The sequence below is a fragment of the Streptomyces sp. NPDC001220 genome (genome assembly GCF_053597895.1).
Genome location: NZ_JBSFJE010000038.1, coordinates 1 through 20,567, shown reverse-complemented (window position 1 = coordinate 20,567; position 20,567 = coordinate 1). Strand labels below are relative to the sequence as shown.

At 70.1% G+C, this 20,567-nt stretch carries 16 protein-coding genes and 1 pseudogene; 10 read left to right on the top strand and 7 right to left on the bottom strand.

The features are described 5' to 3' along the window. Positions 1-115: 115 nt before the first annotated feature. From ACWDGI_RS43125 to ACWDGI_RS43115, 3 genes are all read right to left on the bottom strand, one after another. On the bottom strand, positions 116-781 hold the full coding sequence (locus ACWDGI_RS43125; RefSeq protein ID WP_450768526.1) for a hypothetical protein: 666 nt from the start codon (positions 779-781) through the stop codon (positions 116-118). Positions 782-1,072: 291 nt separating this feature from the next. Further along, entirely contained in the window at positions 1,073-1,897 is an 825-nt protein-coding gene (locus ACWDGI_RS43120; RefSeq protein ID WP_450768525.1) for a hypothetical protein, read from the bottom strand. 534 nt (positions 1,898-2,431) lie between these two features. Continuing rightward, positions 2,432-2,869 (bottom strand): DUF6233 domain-containing protein, encoded by a 438-nt coding sequence (locus tag ACWDGI_RS43115; protein WP_450768524.1) that lies wholly within the window; start codon positions 2,867-2,869, stop codon positions 2,432-2,434. A 228-nt stretch (positions 2,870-3,097) separates the two neighbouring features. Between ACWDGI_RS43115 and ACWDGI_RS43110 the strand changes: the two genes are divergently transcribed. Together ACWDGI_RS43110 and ACWDGI_RS43105 are read left to right on the top strand one after the other, a co-directional pair. Beyond that, entirely contained in the window at positions 3,098-3,472 is a 375-nt protein-coding gene (locus ACWDGI_RS43110) for an STAS domain-containing protein (protein WP_450768523.1), read from the top strand. Positions 3,473-4,238: 766 nt separating this feature from the next. After that, on the top strand, positions 4,239-5,264 hold the full coding sequence (locus ACWDGI_RS43105) for a cytochrome P450 (RefSeq protein ID WP_450768522.1): 1,026 nt from the start codon (positions 4,239-4,241) through the stop codon (positions 5,262-5,264). 97 nt (positions 5,265-5,361) lie between these two features. On the opposite strand, the gene ACWDGI_RS43100 is transcribed toward ACWDGI_RS43105, so the two are convergent. Then, a complete protein-coding gene (locus ACWDGI_RS43100; protein WP_450768521.1) occupies positions 5,362-5,919 on the bottom strand; it encodes a GNAT family N-acetyltransferase in 558 nt (185 codons plus the stop codon). A gap of 525 nt (positions 5,920-6,444) precedes the next feature. On the opposite strand from ACWDGI_RS43100, the gene ACWDGI_RS43095 reads away from it, so the two are divergent. The 8 genes and pseudogenes from ACWDGI_RS43095 (at position 6,445) to ACWDGI_RS43060 (ending at position 17,253) form a co-directional block, all read left to right on the top strand. After that, a complete protein-coding gene (locus ACWDGI_RS43095; protein ID WP_450768520.1) occupies positions 6,445-6,672 on the top strand; it encodes a ferredoxin in 228 nt (75 codons plus the stop codon). Next, positions 6,669-8,033: pseudogene (locus tag ACWDGI_RS43090) on the top strand (NAD(P)/FAD-dependent oxidoreductase); the annotation flags it as partial. The gene ACWDGI_RS43095 and the pseudogene ACWDGI_RS43090, both read left to right, overlap by 4 nt. Before the next feature lie 246 nt (positions 8,034-8,279). Beyond that, positions 8,280-9,293, top strand: a complete 1,014-nt coding sequence (locus tag ACWDGI_RS43085) for a cytochrome P450 (RefSeq protein WP_450768527.1) — start codon at positions 8,280-8,282, stop codon at positions 9,291-9,293. Positions 9,294-9,470: 177 nt separating this feature from the next. Beyond that, the gene (locus ACWDGI_RS43080; RefSeq protein WP_450768519.1) at positions 9,471-9,983 is read left to right on the top strand and encodes a hypothetical protein; all 513 of its coding nucleotides are present in this window, start codon (positions 9,471-9,473) and stop codon (positions 9,981-9,983) included. A gap of 419 nt (positions 9,984-10,402) precedes the next feature. Continuing rightward, positions 10,403-13,873, top strand: coding sequence for a phosphodiester glycosidase family protein (locus ACWDGI_RS43075; RefSeq protein WP_450768518.1), 3,471 nt, complete (start codon positions 10,403-10,405; stop codon positions 13,871-13,873). A gap of 458 nt (positions 13,874-14,331) precedes the next feature. Beyond that, on the top strand, positions 14,332-14,607 hold the full coding sequence (locus tag ACWDGI_RS43070) for a hypothetical protein (RefSeq protein ID WP_450768517.1): 276 nt from the start codon (positions 14,332-14,334) through the stop codon (positions 14,605-14,607). Between the two features lie 366 nt (positions 14,608-14,973). After that, positions 14,974-15,180: a hypothetical protein gene (locus ACWDGI_RS43065; protein WP_450768516.1), complete on the top strand. Its 207-nt coding sequence runs from the start codon at positions 14,974-14,976 to the stop codon at positions 15,178-15,180. 600 nt (positions 15,181-15,780) lie between these two features. After that, complete coding sequence (locus ACWDGI_RS43060) at positions 15,781-17,253, top strand: sialidase family protein (RefSeq protein WP_450768515.1); 1,473 nt, start codon at positions 15,781-15,783, stop codon at positions 17,251-17,253. Positions 17,254-17,466: 213 nt separating this feature from the next. Here the strand turns inward: ACWDGI_RS43060 and ACWDGI_RS43055 are convergent, their stop codons facing one another. The 3 genes from ACWDGI_RS43055 to ACWDGI_RS43045 form a co-directional block, all read right to left on the bottom strand. Further along, the gene (locus ACWDGI_RS43055) at positions 17,467-17,679 is read right to left on the bottom strand and encodes a hypothetical protein (protein ID WP_450768514.1); all 213 of its coding nucleotides are present in this window, start codon (positions 17,677-17,679) and stop codon (positions 17,467-17,469) included. 184 nt (positions 17,680-17,863) lie between these two features. Beyond that, positions 17,864-18,814, bottom strand: coding sequence for an SDR family NAD(P)-dependent oxidoreductase (locus tag ACWDGI_RS43050; protein WP_450768513.1), 951 nt, complete (start codon positions 18,812-18,814; stop codon positions 17,864-17,866). A 278-nt stretch (positions 18,815-19,092) separates the two neighbouring features. After that, entirely contained in the window at positions 19,093-19,962 is an 870-nt protein-coding gene (locus tag ACWDGI_RS43045) for a CAP domain-containing protein (protein WP_450768512.1), read from the bottom strand. Positions 19,963-20,567 lie beyond the last annotated feature (605 nt).

Sequence of the window (20,567 nt, the reverse complement as noted above, 5' to 3'; positions counted from 1 at the left end):
CGGGGCTGGGGGGGGCGCGGGGGCGGGGGGGGGGGGGGGGCGGCGGCGGGGGGGGGGGGGGGCGGGGCCCGCCCCCCCCCCCCCCCCCCCACGACCGTCTCCCGCGCAGGCGGCGTCAGTGTTGCCGGGCCGGTGAACCGGCGGGTGCGCGCCGTGCGGCGCTGCGGTAGCTGGAGATACCCAGCGCGAGCAGCCAGTAGCTGAGGATCGCGCCCATCAGGGCGGTGGTGCCCCAGCCGTTCGCCGCGTAGAAGTGCGCGGGGTTGTTGCCGAAGAACAGGGACGGTACGAAGATCAGGTTGACCCCGGCCAGGACGTAGGCCGAGCGGCCGGTCCACCGCGGCAGCAGGTCCGTACGACGGACGCCGTAGCCCACCGTGATCAAGAAGGCCGCGAGCATGAGGCGGCCGATCGCTCCGTAGAGGATGTAGGTGCCGCTGACCGCAATGGTCGGGTCGATCGGGTGGTCGGCGGCGATGACCGCGCCGGCTTCCAGACCACTGGAGACCAGGGTGATCGTCGCGTAGACCAGTCCGGTGGCAAAGGCCATCGTGCCGACCCATTCATAGGCGGGGTTCACGCGCTTGACCAGTTCACGGAAGGCCGTCACGAACACGATCAGGAACGCCAGCGCGACGATTCCGATCAGCAACCGGGCCAGGACGTTCGAGTCCGGCGGCGGGCCGGAGTAGATGAAGTACAGCGGCACTTCGACGATGAAGGCGGCCGCGGCGGCGATGCCCGTCAGTCCTGTCAGCCGCCTGGCGATGATTTCGTTCATGAGTGTCCCCCTGAGGCGTCCATTGCTGGGTTTCTCGTTGGCTCATTGCCGACGAGGTCAACCTTGTCGCTCTCGGCGACACTCGTCGCTGGGCCTGGACACCGGATGCGGGGTGGTCCTACCGCCACCCCCTGCTGGCAGGCCGCGGGGGAACGTGTTGAGTGAGCCGGCGACGTCCGCGTGCCCCAGGTGCAGGGGCGGGTCCGCCCGCCGCCCTGACCACCACCTTCACCACTTGATTGGGCGATGTCGGGTTCGGCCGACATGCGACCTCCCGCCCATTCTGCTCTTTCAGCGGGGGGTCGGTCGCAGGCGTTCGATGCGGTCCAGGTCGCCGTTGAGCAGATCGCGGTGGCTGATGGTGAAGTCTCCGTTGGGCAAGGTCTGCCCACGTCCGAAGTGCCGGCCCACGACGGTGGTGGGGAGGAAAGCGCGCAGGCGGTGGCGCATGTCCCCTGGATACACGACGGGTGCGCCCCAATCGGAGGGGGCTTGGTCGGTGGAGAGCAGGACCCAGTGGTCGACGGGCACGGCGGCGTCGAGATCCGGCGCCGCTCCGGTGTGGCTGTCCAGGGCCGGCACGCTCATTCGGTCGGGGTCGAGGGGCGGATACCACAGCAGCAAGGGCTTGGCACGGTGCGCGTCGGCGTTGTCGAAGCAGCACACGGCGATGGTGTGGTCGGGGAAGTGGTCGGCGTAGAAACGCAGGAGGTCCGGGTCGAGGTCGGGGCGTCGGTGTGGCGGCACCTGTCGCAGCGCGGCGGGGACCGCGGTGGGGTCGGCGGCGAGGAGCACCGTGTAGACGTCATGGTCGAAGACCTGGACGGGCTGGGGTTCCGCACCCATCCACGCGATGCCGTCAGCTGCTGCGGCGACGGATTCGACGGCCGTGACCATGCGGTGCAGGACGTCGCCGGCGCGTCCTGCGGAGAGGAAGTGCCGGGGGGTGATCTGCCTGGTGGGCAGGTGCAGCAGCATGGCGTTCGGGCCGTCCGCCAGGTTGGCGGCGGTGTTCTGGTAGCCGAGGACGTGGATGAGGCCGTGCTCGGGGTGGTGCTGCCGCCCGCAGTACACGATCGTGCCGGAGAACGCGGCCTCACCTGTTGAAATGCACACGGCGGCACGGTATCGCCTCTGTCCGGCGGGCGCCGAAAGGATTTGGCCCCTCGAGGACCGCTACCGCCGGTGGACGGCCCCGATGCGGAGTCCGGATGCCAGACCGGCCAGGTGGTGCTTGCTCGCTCGTGCAGGTCGGGCGTGCTCGACGCTCGCGTGGCTCTTCGCGACCGCACCACTCAGCCGTCCAGGATGAGTCCGGTACCCCGATCAGAGGGCAGACCAGCGGCATCTCACGTGCGAGGGGGAAATGAAACCGGCCGTCTACAGCGGTGCCAGTGGGTGACGAGCACCGGCGAGTCGCGGTGTTCGGGGTGACGGAGTGCGAAGAGTGGGCGGGCCGGCCGTGCGGGGCGCCCGCCCGCTCCCGGCCGCGGTGGACGTTCTGGTCGTCAGCGCTTACGCCGTACACCCGGCCTCGCCCGATGCCTGGTGGTTCGTTGCGCGGCCCGTCGGCTGCTGAGTGACCTGCCCGGACCCCGAGGGCCGGCGCGAGGGCGGCGGGGGATTTGTTGGAGCGTGCGTCCTGGCCGGTCAAGTGACGTCGATGCCCAACTCGGTGTCCGGACGGCAGGCGTCGCAGGCTGTGAAGCCCTTGGGGTCGTTCATGAGCACCTGGCGTACGGCGTCGGCCTCGATGGGCCGGCTACCCGTGAAGCCCCTGGGGCAGGTGCTGGTGTGGATGAGTGCGGCCTTTGAGGTGCTCGTGGGTCGTTCGATGATGAAGCGGCTCGGTGGGCGGCTTCCGGAATCGCGGCGGGCGGCGGGGGCGAGCGCGGGAGCTGGGGGTCGCTGCGGCGCTGATGGTGCAGGGCGTGGGGTCGCCTTGCGTTCGGCGCGGGAGATCGCCGCCAGGACGTCGCGGTGCTGGAGACGCAGGTAGGTGGCGACGGTCTCGGTGTCGGCGATCTGCTTGTCGAGGTGCGCCAGGATCGCGCGCAGGCGCGGAGGATCGGGCGGCAACTCGTTCATGCGTTCGATTCTAGAGGGTACGTCTCGTGCCGGCAGCAGGGCGGTCACCTCCCTCAGGGATCCGGTCACCGACCTCAGGGATCCGGTCACCGACCCCTGCGATCCGGTCAACGACCCCAGCGATCCGGTCACCGGCTCCAGGAGTCCAGGGGGCTCGCCCGGTGTGCGCGGCTACGGTCCTGCGTCGGCCTCTCGCGCGGGCGGGATCTTCACGACATACTCACCGGCATGAGTTCCGAGAGCGGTGGGGACATGCCGCCGGATCCGACCACAGGGCATGCCGCGTCGCTGCCCCGCCTCGTGCAGCGCGAGCAGGGTGACGCGTGGGTGGTGGCCGTCTTCGGCGCCTTCGATCTGAACTCGACGCCTGCCCTGTCGGCGGCGCTGGAGGCTGGTGCGCGGACGCACGCCAGGGTGGTGCTGGATGCTGCCGGCCTCACCTTCGCGGATTCGACCGTCCTGAACCTGCTGCTGCACTTCCACCGGGCGGCCGTGCTGCGGGTGGCCAGGCCTGCGCCGGCGCTGGCGCGGGTTCTGGAACTGACGGGAGCGGACACTGTCCTGGACGTCCGGCCGACCGTGGAGGACGCGCTCGCCCGGTGACGGGAGCGCCGTGCTGTGGGGGAGGCCGTTGCCTGAGGGGGCTTGGGCCTGTCGCGGAGGTCTTCGATGTCCCGGGGCATCTGGTCCGGGGCGATCAGCTTCGGCCTGGGCGCGGCGCTGGTTCAGGTGATGAGCGCGACCGAGGACCATTCGGCGCGTTTCCACCCGTACCTGGTGATCAGTAGTGGATGCGCGCGGCCCATGGTCGGTATGTGCCCGATATCGCAAATATGGTGTGTGTGGCAATATGTCAAGTGTGGCTTTTGGTGCTGCAGACAGGCGAGAGGAGCGCATCATGATCGCCAAGCTGCTCGGCAAGCTGTCCTTCACCCGCCACTACGGCGCGTACGGGGCCCATGAATGGGATGCGTACGCCGGCGACGACTAGGACTGACCGCACTGCTGGCGGGTGCCCCCGGGTGCCCGCCAGTTCCCAGCCACGCTGCCGACGACATCGGCCTGGACAGGTAAGAGAGCCAGGGACGATCTCATGGGCCGAAGGAATGAGCCGCCGCGGTTGCCCGGAGGCAGCTTCGCGGCCTGGAGCCGCGACCGGCTCGCATGCGCGCGCCGTGGCGCGGAGGAGTGCGGGGACGTCTGGCAGCTGGAGCCGGGAGTCTACGTAGCCGCTGCGGCCGGGCCGTGTGAATCAGTACTGCGCCGCGCGCAGGACTTCCCCAAAGGATCCTCGCCTCTCTTCCCGCCGTTGAAGCGGTCGAGCGGAGCACCGACACCCGAGGAGCGTGGGCTCGCCCACGCCGCCCGCATGCGCGGACTGCGTGCGCAGGCGGTCGCAGCCCGGATCGGTGAGATCGCGCCCCGGACCGCTCGATTCGCCGACCAGTGGCCCACGGGTCAGGACATCGAGATTCTGCCCCCGGTCCGGCACACCCTGGCAGAGATCGGAGTGAACTACCTCTTCTCCGAGGACGCTCCCACCCTGCTGCCCTACGCCTCCCAGCTCTTCCTGGCCCGGGAGGTGCTCGTACGCCCCTCGCGCTGGGTACTGCCGAGCTGGATCCCCACACCGGCACGGCGGTTCCGCACACGGCAGCAAGTCGCCTTCACCGACGCCTTGCGGCCCATCGTCCGCCGGCGTCGTGAATCCGGCCGGCTCGGCGACGACATGCTGGGACAGATGCTCCAGCCCTCCCCCCACTACGGCCTACTGCCGGAAGAGGCGATCCTCGACACTCTTCCCGGAATCACCGTCGCCACCTTCGAGACCCCTTCCCGGGCAGCCGGATGGATCCTGCTCCACCTGGCCAGGCACCCTCAGGCAGCGGGCCGCGTCGCGGCCGAAGCCGCCGCGCTGCCCGTGGACCCGGCCGCGACGACCAACACCCACCTCGGCAGCCTGCAATACACCCAGGCACTGGTGAGTGAGGTGCTCCGGCTGTATCCCCCGAGCTGGCTGCTGACTCGGCGCGCCTCGCGGCAGACTCAGCTCGCCGACTACACCATCGACGCCGGGTCCACCGTTCTCGTCTGCCCCTACACCGCCCACCGCGACGTACGGGAGTATTCCGAGCCTGACCGGTTCCAGCCCGAGCGCTGGCTCGACGGGTCGGGGTCGCCGGCGAAGCCCGGGGTCTTCCTCTCTTTCGGTACCGGGCCGCATGGCTGCGAGGGAGCCGCTCTGGCCATGGCGATGCTGACGCTCCTGACGGCGCAGACCGCCCGCTGCTACCACTTGAGCGAGCCGCCCGGACCGGAACCCAGCTACCAGGTCACCACCCTCGAAGGTCTCGCAACTGTCGGCTTGCGCCTGCGCGCCACCTTGCGCGGCTGAGGGCGGTCCTGCTTCCGGGAGCAGGCCGCCTCCACGGGCGAACAGCGAACGTTGACGAAGTGCGGGTTCCGTTCCGCACACGCCAGGATGGAACGGCTCATCGTTCGCTCATCGTGGGTCGCTGGTCGAACTCGTCGGCGAGCATGCCCATCATGACGAGGTCGTGGTGCCGGCCGGCGAAGAAGACGTGTTCCCGCAAGCGCCCCTCCTCGGTGAAGCCGAGCCGACGAAAAAGTGCCAGCGATGCCTCGTTGTGGGCGAAGACTGCCGCTAGGCATTTGTGATAGCGACGCTCGGCAAACATGAAGCGCAGCAGCAGTACCACGGCTTCTGTCGCGTAGCCCTTACGCCGGTGGTCAGCGCCGATCGTGACATCCAACTCGAACCAGCCTGAACGAAGGCCGGTGCGGTGCGAGCCGACTGTGCCGACCAGCTCTCCCGTGGCCGTCGCTTCGACCACCAGGCGGAAGCGGTCTTCTTTGTATTTGGCAAGAGCTTGCTCCATCGCCCAGGCGCGGTAGCTCTCGGCGGACCGCGGCAGGTCCAGCCGGCTTCCTTGTCGCCCGTCGTCGTCGGCGAAGCGTATGAACGCTGTCCAGTCATCGGGTTCGACAGCGCGCAGGCGTACCCGATTTCCAGTCCAGGACGATTCCATGCCCTATTTGATCACGTTGCTGTGCGCGCGATACCGCGAGGCACGCCGAGGTGGGTGTTGCCCGCCATGCTCTGTCGGTATCCGCCCTGGCCAGTGCTTGATTTCTGCTGATCCTAGGCGAGTGTTCCCGGCAGCCGAAGAAGTAAAGGGCCGTCTCCGGCCTGAGGCCAGCTAATCGATCAACGCTGGACTCGCCGGTATCGGTGCCGCTGTTACGCTGATTCTCTGACGGTATTCCGGCGCACCGTGCCCCACACTTCCGCACCGTGCCACACGCTTTCCCTCGAAACGGCAATCCAGAAGAGCGCCGCTTACATAAGCAGAATGCGCCGCAGCCACGGAAGGGTCTCTGGCCACGCGCCGGTCGTTCCAGCCGCGATGATCAATTCATTCCATGGAGATCCGACGAACGCGCGGCACCCTCTCGCACCGCGCGGCGGTGGGCAGCGGCCGGATCATCCCCCGTTGCGCGCCGGAGTCGCGTCGGCTTGAGGGTCTGAAGCTCCCACTCCCGTGGAGGTCGGGGTGAAGGTTGTCGTTGATCTTTCCCGATGCGAGGGGTATGCGCAGTGCGCGTTCCTGGCTCCGGAGGCGTTCCGGATGCACGGTGAGGAAGCGCTCATGTACGACCCGAACCCCGACGACGCCCAGCGCGACCAGGTGCTACGCGCCGCGGCGGCCTGCCCGGTCCAGGCGATCCTGGTCGACCGGCTGGAGACGCGGCACGCACCGGCGGAGGCGTCGCCGTCATGACCGGTGCCGGCAACCTGCGTGCGTTCAAGCGCGCCGGCCGCGTCGTGGTCGTCGGCGCTTCGCTGGCGGGGCTGCGAGCCGCGGAGGCTCTGCGAGACGAGGGTTTCACCGGATCGTTGACCATGATCGGTGACGAGTCGGGCGAGCCCTACGACCGGCCTCCCCTGTCCAAGCAGGTACTGACCGGGTGGGTGCCGGCCGGGGGCACCACCCTGCCCCGCCGTCGCGACATCGATGCGAAGTGGCTGCTGGGCGTGCCGGCGAGCGGGCTGGACCTCGCGACGAACCACGTGCGTCTCGCCGACGGCCGCGAGGTTCCCTTCGACCGGCTGCTGATCTCCACCGGGGTACGGGCCCGGCCGTGGTTCGTGGAGAGCGAGGCTGCACTGGACGGGGTGTTCGTCGTACGTACCCGCGAGGATGCCGAGGGCCTTCAACGGGCCCTCGCCGCCGGGCCCTCGCGCGTGCTGGTCATCGGTGCGGGATTCACCGGCTCCGAGATCGCGTCGGTCTGCCGTGAGCGGGGCATCCCCGTGACCGTCGCCGAACTCGCGTCGGCCCCGCTGGTCGGGGCGCTCGGCGCCATGATCGGCGAGGCGGCGTCGGACATGCAGCGCGCCCACGGTGTCGACCTGCGGTGCGGTGTCAGGGTCGCCCGGCTGGAGGGCGACGCGCAGGGACGGTTTCGCCGTGCGCACTTCGACGACGGCAGTACGGTCGACGCCGAAGTGGCGGTGGTGGCACTCGGGAGCATCCGCAACACCGAGTGGCTGCGGGAGTCGGGACTGGCGGCGGGCGTGTGGGGAATCACCTGTGACCCGGGTTGCCGGGCCCTGGACATCAACGGCCGCGTCACCGACCACGTCTTCGCCGCGGGAGACGTGGCACGCTGCCCGAATCCCTTCTACGAGGACCGGCTCATCGCACTGGAGCACTGGGCCAACGCCGTGGAGCAGGCCGAGGTCGCGGCCCACAACATGGTCAGCGCCGAGATGGACCGCCGGCCCCACCGGTCCATCCCGCTGTTCTGGTCGATCCAGTTCGGCGTCAACATCAAGTCCGTCGGCGTGCCGACCTTCGCCGACGAGGTGGTCCTCACCCAGGGATCGCTGGACGACCACCGTTTCGTCACCGCGTATGGCTATCGGGGCCGCGTCACGGCGGCCGTGAGCTTCGACAACGGCAAGTGGCTCGAGCACTACCGGCGGTTGATCGAGACGGCCGCACCTTTCCCGCCCCCCTGCCCCACGCCGGACCAGCCGGCCGACATGAAACCGGTGCCCGTCGACTTCCCCGGCCCCGCCTCGCTCGCGCAGGACGCCACGATGGTCGTCACAGGCCGCGACCCGGGTGCGCGCCGGGACGCGACCGTGCACCGGCATCGGCAGGAGGAAGGCCGGACGACCACGACCGGGACGCCCGGCACGCTGCAACGGATCTTCGACTACTCCTCCCGCGCCGACCCGTACCCGCTCTACGCCGAGTTGCGCCAAACGCCGGTGGCGCGGCAGGAGGACGGCAGTTATGTCATCAGCACCTATCGCGAGATCACGGACGTACTGAACGACCCGCATCTGAGTTCCGACGTACGCAATCTGTCGTGTCCGATGCCCTCAGGCGAGGGAGGGGCCCCGTCGTCGTTCATCCACATGGACTCGCCCGAGCACGACCGCCTGCGGCGGATGGCGATGCGTCAATTCGGCCCCCCGCACACCCCTGGGCTGGTGACCGGACTTGAAGGCTTCCTGACCGCCGCCGTCGGCGGCCTGATCGACGACGTGGCGGGCAAGGACCGGATCGACGTCGTCGACGACTTCGCCTTCCCGCTCCCCGTAACCGTGATGTGTCACTTGCTCGGCGTGCCACGCGAGGACGAGCCGAGGTTCCACCTCTGGGTGAAAGACATCATGAACTCGGTCGACTACGACCCCGAGACCGACCCGAAGGAGAAACTGGACAAGGGCGTACAGGCCCGCAAGGACTTGCTGCAGTGCCTCGGCGAGCTGGTGGAACAGCGCCATGTCCGGCCGCGAGACGGACTGCTGTCACGGCTGGCCAACGACGACGGGCCCGACGGTCGGATGGCCGACGCGGAAATCGTCGCCACCGCCAAACTGTTCCTCGTCGCCGGCCACGAGACCATCGTCAACCTCATCACCAACGGCATGCTGACGCTGCTGCGCCACCCGCAGGTGCTGCAGCGACTGCGGGACGAACCGGGCCTGGTGGTGCCGCTGGTGGAGGAACTGCTGCGCTACGAGCCGCCCGTGCAGATCATTCCGTGGCGGGCGGCGTACAGCGACATCACCGTCGCCGACACCGTCATCCCTCAGGGCTCGCAGATCATGCTGATGCTGGCGTCGGGCAGCCGCGATCCGAAGCGCTTCCAGGATCCGGACCGCTTCGACCCCGACCGGCGTGACAACCAACACCTCGGCTTCGGCACCGGCATCCACCTGTGCTTCGGCGGCCCGATGGCCCGACGGGAAACCCAGATCGCGCTGACCGAGCTGGTACGCCGCCTCGACCGCCCCAGGCTGGTCGCCGACCCGCCGCCGTACCGGCCCAGCCCCGTTCTTCGGGGTCCGGTCCATCTGGACATCGAACAGGGTGACGGTTGACGCGGCAGCCGAGGGCAGTTGCAAGGCTGCGCCGCGGACGGCCCGGCCGGCTCTGCATTCAGACGCGGGCGGCCGGCTCTCCGAGATCTTGCGGACCATCGGAAGGGCCCGTTCGGGGACCGGTTTCTGCCTCCGGCGGCGGGCAGCGAGGCGTGCGGATCACGGTAGGGTCCGCGCATGTCAGACGCGATAGTCACTGCGGTCACTGCGGCGGCGGGCCTCGGCGGGGCTCTCCTCGGGGCGGTGCTCCCGCAGCGCTTCAATGCACGCGAGCGCGCCATCGAAGCCGAACTCGCCGACCGTAGACGGTCCTTCGAGGAGCGCCGGGAGGCGTACACGGCCATGAACCGCGCCTCCGAGCAGTTCCACACGCTCCTCAAGGACGCCCTGCACCGTATTCGCGACGGCGTCTACATCGACGATGACCGCACCCGTCTCGAGGATTCCCGCAGGGAGTACCGCGACCGCTACGCGGCAGCCCAGATGATCGTCCCGCTGCGGATCATGGAGGCGTCACGGGAACTCAACAAGGTCCTCGCGGGGGTGGATGCCGCGGCCAAGCGCATCGACCGCGGCCTCGCGAGTGACGGGGAGAGTGTCGAGCGCCTGCTCGTCGAGGTCAGACAGGCGGAGCCTCGGCTGGTGGCGATGCGGACATTGATGCGGGAGGACCTGGGCATCCGGGACTAGGAGCTGTGCGGCCGATCATGTGGCTGCCGCCCGATCTGCTCGTTTCCAGGCATGGGTCGGGGAGAACACGGTGATCTGTCGGAGCGGAGTGGGAGCAGCCGCGGCCGCTCCTGCCGGTGAGTATCGGCCGGTGTGGGAGGTGGCGTTCGAATCTGACATGCACGGCAGGGGTCCGCAGTCGGTCCGCCGGCACCAAATGCAGATGGCACCAAATGCAGATGTACCGCCGCACATCTGCTCCATCCGCCCGCCGACGTACCGCTTTCGGCCGTTCCTCGTGTCCGGTGTGGAACCGCCTTCGCTCCCACGGTAGTTGGCTTGGTCCGGGCAGGTGCCCGTACTTTCGGAAACCCGCTCTCACCTTTACGTTCATCTGGGCGTTCATCTCCAGGAGGTCTAGACCCTTACCGTCGCCCCCCATGAACGACCACCAGAACAACGGCGTAGCGGGTCTCTCCAGACGCGGGCTCATCGTCGGCGCGCTCGCCGCCGGCCTCGCGGCCACCGGCGGCACCGCGACCGCCTACGCGAGCCCGCAGCCCGGAGCGGAGCGGCCCGGCAGCGTGCCCGTCACCCCGACCGTCACGCCTTCGCACTTCCCCGCCTTCCACGTGCCGCAGTACCAGCTCACCGTGTCCGGCGAGTCGGTCGTCGCGGGCCGGGTCGACCACCCGGTGGCGCCCGGGATCGTGCTCACCTCCTTCGACACCTTCGGCCGCACCGGCTGGACCCGGGTTCACGTCCTCAACGCCGACCTGGGCAACGAGTCCGTCGGCGTGGACCTGATCGCCGACAAGGTGAGCGAGGCGCGCCCCCTCACGCAGACCACGAACGCCCAGCACGCCGTCGCCGCCGTGAACGGCGACTACTTCGACATCACCGAGACCTTCGCGGCCGAGGGCCCGGAGATCCAGGACGGGCACCTGCGGAAGGGCACGAACCAGCACGCGACGGTCGCGGCCATCGGCGCCGACCGGGTCGCGCGGCTCGCCGACCTCGTCCTCACCGGCACCGTCACCGTCGCCGGCACCAAGCAGCCGCTGGCCGCCCTCAACTCCGCCTCCGTGCCCGCCGACGGCATCGCCGTCTACACCCCGCTGTGGGGCACCGCGGACCGCACACTCATCCAGGACGCCGGGCCGTTCACCGAACTCGTCGTCAAGGACGGCACGGTGAGCACGGTGAACAACCGGATCACCGCCACCCCGGTGCCCGACGGCGGCATGATCGTCCTGGGCAGGGGCGCCGCCGCTGCCCAACTGGCCTCGGCCAAGCCCGGCGACACCGTATCCGTGGCGTTCGCCCCGGGGACCGACGCGCCCGCCGCCCTCACCATGGCGCTCGGCAGCGGCGCGGTGCTGGTCAAGAACGGCGCGGCCATCGACTTCCCGCCCAACAGCGGCAACGACGCGCTCAAGCCCCGCACCGCCATCGCCTGGCTGGACGGCGGACACCGCCTGCTGCTGGTCGCCGTCGACGGATCTGCCAATTTCTCCGCCGGCCTCAGCTTCGACGACATGGCCAGACTCCTGGTGCGCCTCGGAGCCACCGAGGCGTTCATGCTCGACGGCGGCGGCTCGACCGAGATCGTCGCACGCCACCCGGGTGACGCCGCCGTCAGCGTCGTCAACACCCCTTCCGACGGCAACGAGCGGCCCGTGCCCAACGGCGTCGGCCTGTTCGGCCCCAAGGGATCGGGCCGGCTGCGCGGCATCGACGTCCGCCCGCAGGCCGACCGTGTGATCACCGGACTGACGCTCGATCTCGCGGCCGCCGGCTACGACGAGACGTGGGCGCCCGTCGTCCTGCCCCACGACACGGTGAGGTGGAGCGCCCACCCCGGCTCGCTGGGCAAGGTGCGCGACGGCGTCTTCCGAGCCGGCCGTCCCGGCGCCGGCACGCTGCGCGCGCGCAGCGGTTCCACCGAGGGCCAGTACGAAGTGCGCGTGCTGGGCGACCTGCACCGGCTCGCGTTCACCCAGCGCGCGGTCACCATCGATCCCGGGGCCGCCGCGAGCGTCCGCCTGACCGGCTACGACGCCGACGGGTTCGACGCCCCGGTCGCGCCGCGCGACGTCGAACTCGACTACGACAAGTCCGTGCTCACGGTGAAGACCGGCGCCGACGGCAGCCTCCAGATCACCGGCGACGCGGACGCCGGCGGACGGGCCGCGAGCATCACCGCCACCGTGCAGGGAGTGACGGCCAAGCTCCCGGTGACGGTCGGCCTGATCGACGTGTCCCTGGCCGAGTTCGAGCCGAACGAGAAGTGGACGGCCCTGGCCGCCAAGGGCACCGCGTCCCTCGCGTTCGTTCCCGCCGCGGACCGCCCCGGCGCCACCGCGGACAACCACGCCCTGCGGCTGACCTACGACTTCACCGGCCAGACCAGCACCTCCGCGGCCTACGCCGTGGCAGGCGGCGGCCCGATCACGCTGCCCGCCGGCACCCGGCGGCTGGCCCTGTGGGTCAACGGCGACGGCCGCAACCACTGGCTGCGCGCCATGATCTCCTCGCAGGGCACCACGAACGTGCCGTTCACGTTCACCACCGTCGTGGACTGGACCGGCTGGCGCCGCGTCGTCGGCGACATCCCCGCCGGCTACTCCGAGCCCCTGACCCTGCTGCGCGTCTACATCGCCGAGACGTCGCAGACCAACAAGAACGCCGGTCAGCTCGACTTCGACGGACTCGCCGCGCAGGTCGGCCAGCAGCCGGACAACGCCGAGCAGCCGATGTCCGACCCGTACGTGGTCGAACAGGGCGGACTGCCCGACCACCGCTGGACCTTCGCGGTCCTGTCCGACCTGCACGTCAGTGCCGCCGCGGGCCTGAACTCCTTCTCCGGACGGCAGGCCGCGATCGCACTCAGGCAGGCGGTCGACAGCAAGCCCGACTTCATCCTCATCAACGGCGACTTCGTCGACAACAACAATCCCGCCGACTTCGACCTGGCCAACGGGCTGCTGCACGACCACGTACCGGCGGACCTGCCGGTGTACTGGACGCCGGGCAACCACGAGGCGGGCCTGTCGGCGACCGGCGGACTCGACGCGTTCCTCGCCGCGACCGGCCGTCCCAACAAGCAGATCCTCGACCACAAGGGCACCCGCTTCATCCTGCTCGACTCCCACACCGGTGACATGCGCACCTCGGACTGGGACCAGGTGCCGCTGCTCCAGGACGAGCTTGCCAAGGCGGCGGCCGACCGCTCGGTGACGGGCGTGGTGCTCTCCTTCCACCACCCGCTGCACGACCCGACCGGAACCGGCGCCTCGCAGCTCTCGGACCAGTTGGAGGCCGCACTGCTCCAGCGTTGGCTCGCCGACTTCCGTGAGAAGTCCGGCAAGCCGGTCGCCCTGTTCAACGGCCACGCGCACATGGCGGCCGTCACCCGCACCGACGGCGTGCTGGAGGTCAACACCCCGGCCGTCGGCAAGACCCCCTACAGCTCGCCCGACCAGGGCGGCTTCTTCGGGTGGATGCACGTCGCCGTCGACCCGCGGCCGGCCCGGGTCAAGGCCGGTGAGCCCAGCCCGCAGACCCGGGAGTGGCTGCAGGCCGAGAGCGTGCCGCTGATCGACGGCGTCGAGCTGTCGGCACCGCCGCGGATCGCCGTGGGCGCCAAGGGCCGGCTCGCCGCGACGGGCATCACCAGCGAGTTCGGTCTGCGGTTCCCGCTGCGGTTCCCGGCGAGCGTCACCTGGGAGGGCGGCGACGGCGTCGTCGTTCGGCCGGAGTCCGAGGCGAAGACCCTCGCTCGCGGCTCGCACACCCTGGCCCTGCTCGACCCGGAGGCCGGAACCCTCACGGCGGTCCGCTCCGGCACGGTCACCGTCAAGGTGACCGCCGGCGGACTGACCGCCTCGGCGACCGTCACCCTCGGCTGACCGTCAGGCCGGGAGACGACCCCACCGGTCGTCTCCCGGCCGCTCCACGCCGACCCGGCCCCGGGGGTGCGCAGGGGGACAGGGCGGGCAAGCACGCCGGGCCGGACGATCCTGGTCGGCCGCATGGGCCGGCTACCGCGCTTCGCGCAATCGCAGTTGCTCAAGCGTGGCCGCCCCCTCCGGATGCCCAGGACGGGCGGGGGAGAGGATGCGACGCTGGAGTGAGGGGCCCGCGAGAGGAGGCCCGAGTGCGTCCCATCCGGTCCGGGGCCCTCTGCTTCGGCCTGGCGACCATGTCCCGGCGCGGCTCATTGGATGCGACGTGGAATCGTGCGGTCAGTCTGTGAGCCCGCCAGCCCGGGGGCACCATCACCGAGCGTCGCCAGGCGGCCTTACCGCGTGGATCCGGCCCGCCGTGACCAGGACCGCGCGAACAACCCGGAAGGCAGGTGCGTCCCATGCGCACGTCGACCCGTATCGCCGGTGCCCTCACCGGCCTGACCCTCACCCTCGGTGGTGCGGTCCTCACCGCTCCCACGGCCCGGGCGGACATCCCCGCCTGCACAAAGATGGCCGAACTGGCCGGTGCCACCGCTTCCGGCTCCGTCACAGCGGCCTGCGGTCGTGGCGTGGTCGGAGACCTGCAGAGCTGTGTGACCGGGCTGACCGGGGCCGGAGTGGCGGGCGGCGCCGCGACCGGTGCCTGCCGGGCGGCGGCCCACGAACCGCGTTAGTGAACCGCGCGGCAGCCGCCCACCGGTACCGGTCGGAGGCAGGTACCGCCCGTCTCCTCCGCGACTTCCGGCCTGCCCGGCCACAACGCGGCCCCGGTGGGCGGTCTCGACGCCAAGGACATCGACGTCGTCCCGCTCCCACCGACGCGCAGGCGGCGTACCGATGCGCACGCGGCGTACCCGATGCGGCCCGTCGAGGTCGGTGACGTCATGCCTCTCCGGGGCCGGGCAGTCACCGCCCGGGCGCGCCCAGCCTCACCTCGCGGGCCTCATGCGGAGCGCCCATGCTGAGTAAGAGGGCGCCGTCGTCTTGAGACTTGTCCTTCCCGAAGGCCGAACGAAGGCGCCTGAGAGGAGGAGGAAGTCATGCGCATACGAAGAATCCTGGGCCTCGCCCTGGCCGCGGCGACCCTTGCCGGCGTGAGCGCCGTCGGCGCTGTCAGCGCCGGTGCCGCCTCGTCTCCGAACATCTCCAGAGACGACTGCACGGCCGCCGGCGGACACGTCGTTTCACGCCCCTACGCCGGCTACGCCTGCGCGCTGCCCGACGGGACCACGCAGGCGATCACCTGAGCGGTCGGCACACGTCTGGGCGACCGGTCCGGCCGGTGCACCCGGCGCGGTGGGTACGGAGTGACGGCTCCCGGTCCACCGTCGGGTGGACCACCCGTGCCCGTCTCGACACCGCGGCACTCGCGATGGTGGACGCCGACCGTCTCGAAGCCAAGGCCGCCACCGCTTCGAGACGGTCCGCGCCGTCCCGAACACCGCGCTCGCCGCCATCCTGAACTGCCTCGGCCGTGTCGTCATGCAGTGACCGACGAGGTCGTTCGCATTTCCTGGCTGTGTTGATGCGGATTTCCCAGGATTTCCCAGCTGTATTGATCACGAGCGTTGTTGACACTCGGCAGGTCCTGAACACGCGCAGAAGAACGAGCAGTTGCACGACCAAGGAGCCGACCGGCACGGTGCACCCGCCGGTCGGCTCCGCCATGCTCCTCGACGACCCCCGGGATGACTCCGTCGTTCGGCCCATCAAGGGCGCCGGCCGCAACGCCGAAAAGGACCAAGCGGAGTCGGCCCACCCTCGCGTCCCGGTACGCCTCCGCGCCCCAGGCCGCCCCGATGACCGCGGTCCCGTACCCCGACCGACAGGCCCGGAGGAAATCCCGCATGCGCGTCGTCCTGCCCCTGACCGCCGTCACCACCGCCGGGCTCCTGCTCGTCACGGTCACCGGCGCGACTCCCGCCGCGGCAGACCTGAAATCCGACGACACACCACTGGTCAAGGTGTCCCACGGCGACCCGTACGCGAAGTGCACCATCGGAGCGAGGTCCCCCGACAGCGTCGTCTACCCGGCCACCGAGGTCGAGCCGTACCTGTCCGTCGATCCGCGCGACCCCAAGCGCGTGGTCACCGTGTTCCAGCAGGACCGCTGGAACGACGGCGGCGCCCGTGGCCTGGCGGCCGGCTGGACCACGGACGGCCACACCTTCCACCAGAGCACGCTGCCGTTCAGCCTGTGCGCCCCCGGCGGCGCGGACTACGAACGGGCCACCGACCCCTGGGTGAGCACCGGACCGGACGGCACCGTCTACGCGGGCGGGGAGGGCGTCGACTTCACGAAGAGCACGCGCACCGCCCTCCTGGCAGTCACGTCCCGCGACGGCGGCCGCACTTGGCGGAACCTCACCACCACGCACGTCGACGAGCAGCCGTTCTTCAACGACAAGCCCTCACTCACCGCGGACCCGGTCCGCAAGGGCACCGCCTACCAGGTCTGGAACCGCCTCGACAACGACCCACCCGGCCCCAGCTCCCTCGACGGTCCCGGCTACATCTCCCTCACCCGCGACGGCGGCCGCACCTGGAGCAAGGCCCGCCCGTTCGTCGACACGAGCACGGTGCCCAACACCCAGACCATCGGGCATCTGATCGTCGCCGACCGGCGCACCGGCACCCTGTACGACTTCTTCGACCGGATCACCTTCTCCGACGACCTGACCACCGTCGTCGAAGCCCGCTTCGAGGTGGTCACCTCGACCGACGCCGGAAAGACCTGGAGCGCCCCGGTCACCGTGGCCCGGGACACCTCCGTGCCGGAGGTCGACCCGAACGACCCCACCAAACTGCTGCGCGACGGGACCACTCTGCCGAGCCCGGCCGTCGACCCCGAGACAGGCACGCTGTACATGGCCTACGAGGGCTCGGACTTCTCCGGTGGAAAGTTCGACTCCGTCCAGCTTGTGCGGTCCACCGACGGCGGACGCACCTGGGGGACCCCGGAGCTGATCAGCCCCAAGGGCGTGCCTGCCTTCTCACCGTCGATCGCGGTCGCCGAGCGGGGCACGGTCGCGCTCACCTACTACGACCTGCGCTTCCTCAAGCCCGGCAACACCACCACGCTGCCCACCGCCTACCAACTGGCCACGCTGCCGCACGGAAACCCGAAGTTCCGGACCGAACGACGGATCTCGCGGGTCTTCGACTGGCTGGAGGCGCCGTTCTCCGGGGGCTACTTCCTCGGCGACTACCAAGGCCTGGCGGCGGACGGCAAGGGAGTACGGGCGGTACTCACCGAGACCCACTCCGGCGCACCACAGAACCGTACGGACGTGTACACCACCAGTCTCAGCACCCCTTGACCGACGCCGGCTCCCAACTCGTCGACAGCGCAAACCTCGACAGCTCGCTGCGCTCGCTCGCGACGTCGTTCGGGAGCGCTCCCGCCCGCCGCGTGCTTCCGGGCCGACTCGGACCTACCGTGCCCGACGGGGCGGCACCGTCCCTGCGACTCTCCCGGCCGCGCTCGGGCGGGAGCGCCCCGCGGCGCGTGGCCGCGGGGCGCCTCGTGGGGTTCAGTCGACCTGCTCCCCGTCGTGCGTACCGCCCTTGCAGTAGTTGCCCGCCTCATTGATCGCGGGCGTGCCACCGCCCTGCTTGCACTGAGAAGGGGTGACGTAGGACCGGGCACCCTGTGCGGCGGCGGTGGCGGTGGCGGCGCCTGTGAGGCCGAGTCCGGCGAGGGCTGTCGTGGCGATGACGGCGGCGAGGATTCGTCGTATGCGCATGTGGTTTCCCTTTCACGGATTGCCTCGGTTGGGGCACTAGTCAGTTTGATCTTCACCCATGTGGGTGGCACGTCATGGTGCGCCATTCGGGTGAAATCGCTGTCGAGTGCGGCGCCGGTGACGCGACCCGTCGGACAGGCCCCAGAACGAAGGGACCAGCTTGTTGGCCGGCGCGCGCCCGGGGCTATCCGGGGACGACGCCCAGGTCGACGCCGGTCAGGTCACAGCTCGCGTCCCACAACCGCGCCGCGACGGAGGTGTCGGCGAGGTGGTTCCAGACCGGTTCACGTCGGGGCTTGCCGCGCAGACTGAAGACGCGCGGTCCCCACAGCTGTCCTCCGCGCACGGTCGGGTCGAGCACCGCTCGGACCGCGGGCCATGCGCCGGCGTGCTTGCCCTGGACGACGAGGGCGGCCGGTGCCCCGCGGAGCCGCGCACCGGCAGTCCTCTCATGGACTGGGGGTCGCGACGGGGTCAGGGAGTCCAGCGCGCCGCCGGGATGGACCACCACGCTCGCGACCGTGCTGTCGACCGCGCGCAGGTGGCGGTCGAGTTCGAGGCCGAAGTACATCTGCGCCAGCTTGGAGCGTCCGTAGGTGCGCTTGGGCTGGTAGTCCTTCCGGGACTGCAGGTCGTCGAGGTCGAGCCGCTCGGACTTCGCCGCGAAGCTGCCCATGGTCACGATGCGGGCCGCCGGTGAGGCCGACAACAGCGGCATCAGCCAGTGCGTCAGTGCGAAGTGCCCGAGGTGGTTCGTGCCGAACATGAGCTCGTGACCGTCCCCGGTCTCACGGCGCGGTGGGTCGTCGAGCGCGACACCGGCGTTGTGGACGACCGCGTCGAGGCATTCCACATCCAGTGACTCCACCGCCGTTCTGAGCGACGAGAGGTCGGCCAGGTCCAGCCGTACGGCCCGCACCCGCGCGCCAGGGACACGCGAGCGGATCGAGGCCGTGGCGGCTTCGGCCTTCGCGGGATGCCGGCTGCCCAGTACGACAGTGGCTCCGACGGCGGACAACTGCTCCGCGACGAAGTACCCGATTCCGGCGTTGCCACCGGTGACCAGGAAGACACTGCCATCGGCACGCGGCAGCCGTTGGACATCCCAGGGCACGATGGAGGACGTGGACGACATGGCGGCGGGGCTCCCTTGCTGTTGAAGGCGGCTGCGACTGCCGTGCAGGGCAGCTCGACGCCCACGGTTCCAGCAGCCCCCGACACATCGCCTACAGATCACCGACAGCCCCGCCGGACGGCCGACATCCTGCGGACGTTGTGCGGTTTCAACCCGGTCGCCGGTCTGTACGCGGGTGTCGTCCCCGCGGTCGTCGGCTCGCCCGCCGTCCGTCGCGTCCTCATGGCCAGCACGCTGACCAGCGCCTCGTGCTCACCTCGACAGCAGGCGGCACCCGCTCAACGGGCGGTGCCGAAGTCCTGGGTCCAGTAGCTGTCGGGCTGTGCGAGACCGACGCCGATCTCCTTGAACGTGCAGTTGAGGATGTTGGCCTTGTGGCCGGGGCTGGCCATCCAGCCCGCCATGACCTGCTCGGGGGTGGCGTAACCGTAGGCCACGTTCTCGCCGTAGGCGCTCCACGTGTACCCGGCACTGGTGATCCGGTCTCCGGGGGAGGAGCCGTCGGACCCGGTGTGCGACATGTTCTGGTGACGCGCCATGTCCTCACTGTGCGCCTGTGCGACCTTGGACAGGGTCGTGTTCAGGGTCAGGGCGGAACAGCCGACCTTGCTGCGCTCGGCATTGACGAGTTGCACGATGCGAGCGACGACTCCGGACGCCGTGGCGGTGGCCTTCGGGGTGCTCGACGGCTTGGGGGCCGCGGAAGCGGCGGTGGTGGTGTTCCGGGTGCTGTGCGGCGCGGTGGTGCGGGGCTTGGGAGCGGTGGTCCGCGCGGTGGTGTGGGGCTTGGGAGCGGTGGTCCGCGCGGTGTGCCGAGACGCTCTGGCCTTCGGCCTCGGTGCGGTGGTCTTCCCGGCGCTCGCGGGGGCGTGAGGAGTCTTCGTGGCGCTCGGCGCCGCCGACGCCGTCCATGACGGCTCGCCGGCCTGGTTGGCGTTCCAGGGACGGCCCCAGTTCGCGTCGTTCCACCAGTCCTTCTTGTTCCACGGGTCCTTCGTCGTGCTGCTCTCGGCGCCCTCGGACCGGTGTCCGCCGCCGGCGGGCCAGTCGGTACAGGCCATGGCGGCGGACGGTATGCCCACGGCGCCCACGGCGACGGCGGCGATGACTATTCGCCGGTAATGCGTGTTCTTACGATGTTTACCCATGGGTAACCCGCTCCTGAGCTGCGGCGGCGTCCTGCGGGTCGTCATTCTTAGGAACCCTTCACAAGGAGCGCAAAGGGCCTCTCTACTAGCTCGCTTCGTAGACCCGGGAGGCCCTTGTCGTGCGAGCGGGGCGCGCGGGTCCGGCTTCCCGGACCTCCGGGGAATTCTGTCGCCCCGTCAAATCCCTGCGCGTGCACAGAGCGCATGAAGACGTCTCGCGGGCGGAGAGCCGTGAATCCAGGCGCGACGTATGCGCGCCCCAAGCCGGACAAATCCTATATGTCGACAGAGCGGCCTCTACTATCCGACCCCCCTAGGTCCGGACCCGCTGTGATGGATGTCACGGAATCGTGCATTCCGGCTCTGAGCCGGACCTGGATGCCGGCACACGCGGGCGCCGCGCAGACAGGTTGCCGGGATTTCCGAGGACACAGCCACCGCTCGTCAGACCACGCCGCGCAGGCCTGGAGATCACCGTCTGCAGCCCGGGCAGGAGGCGCCCCGACGGTCCTGAGACCGCGTTTGAGATCTGCCGTGGCCCGTTGCTGGTGTGGTCGTTGAACATGCCGTGAGCGGTGCTGGGGGTAGGTATCCGTCGGACTTGA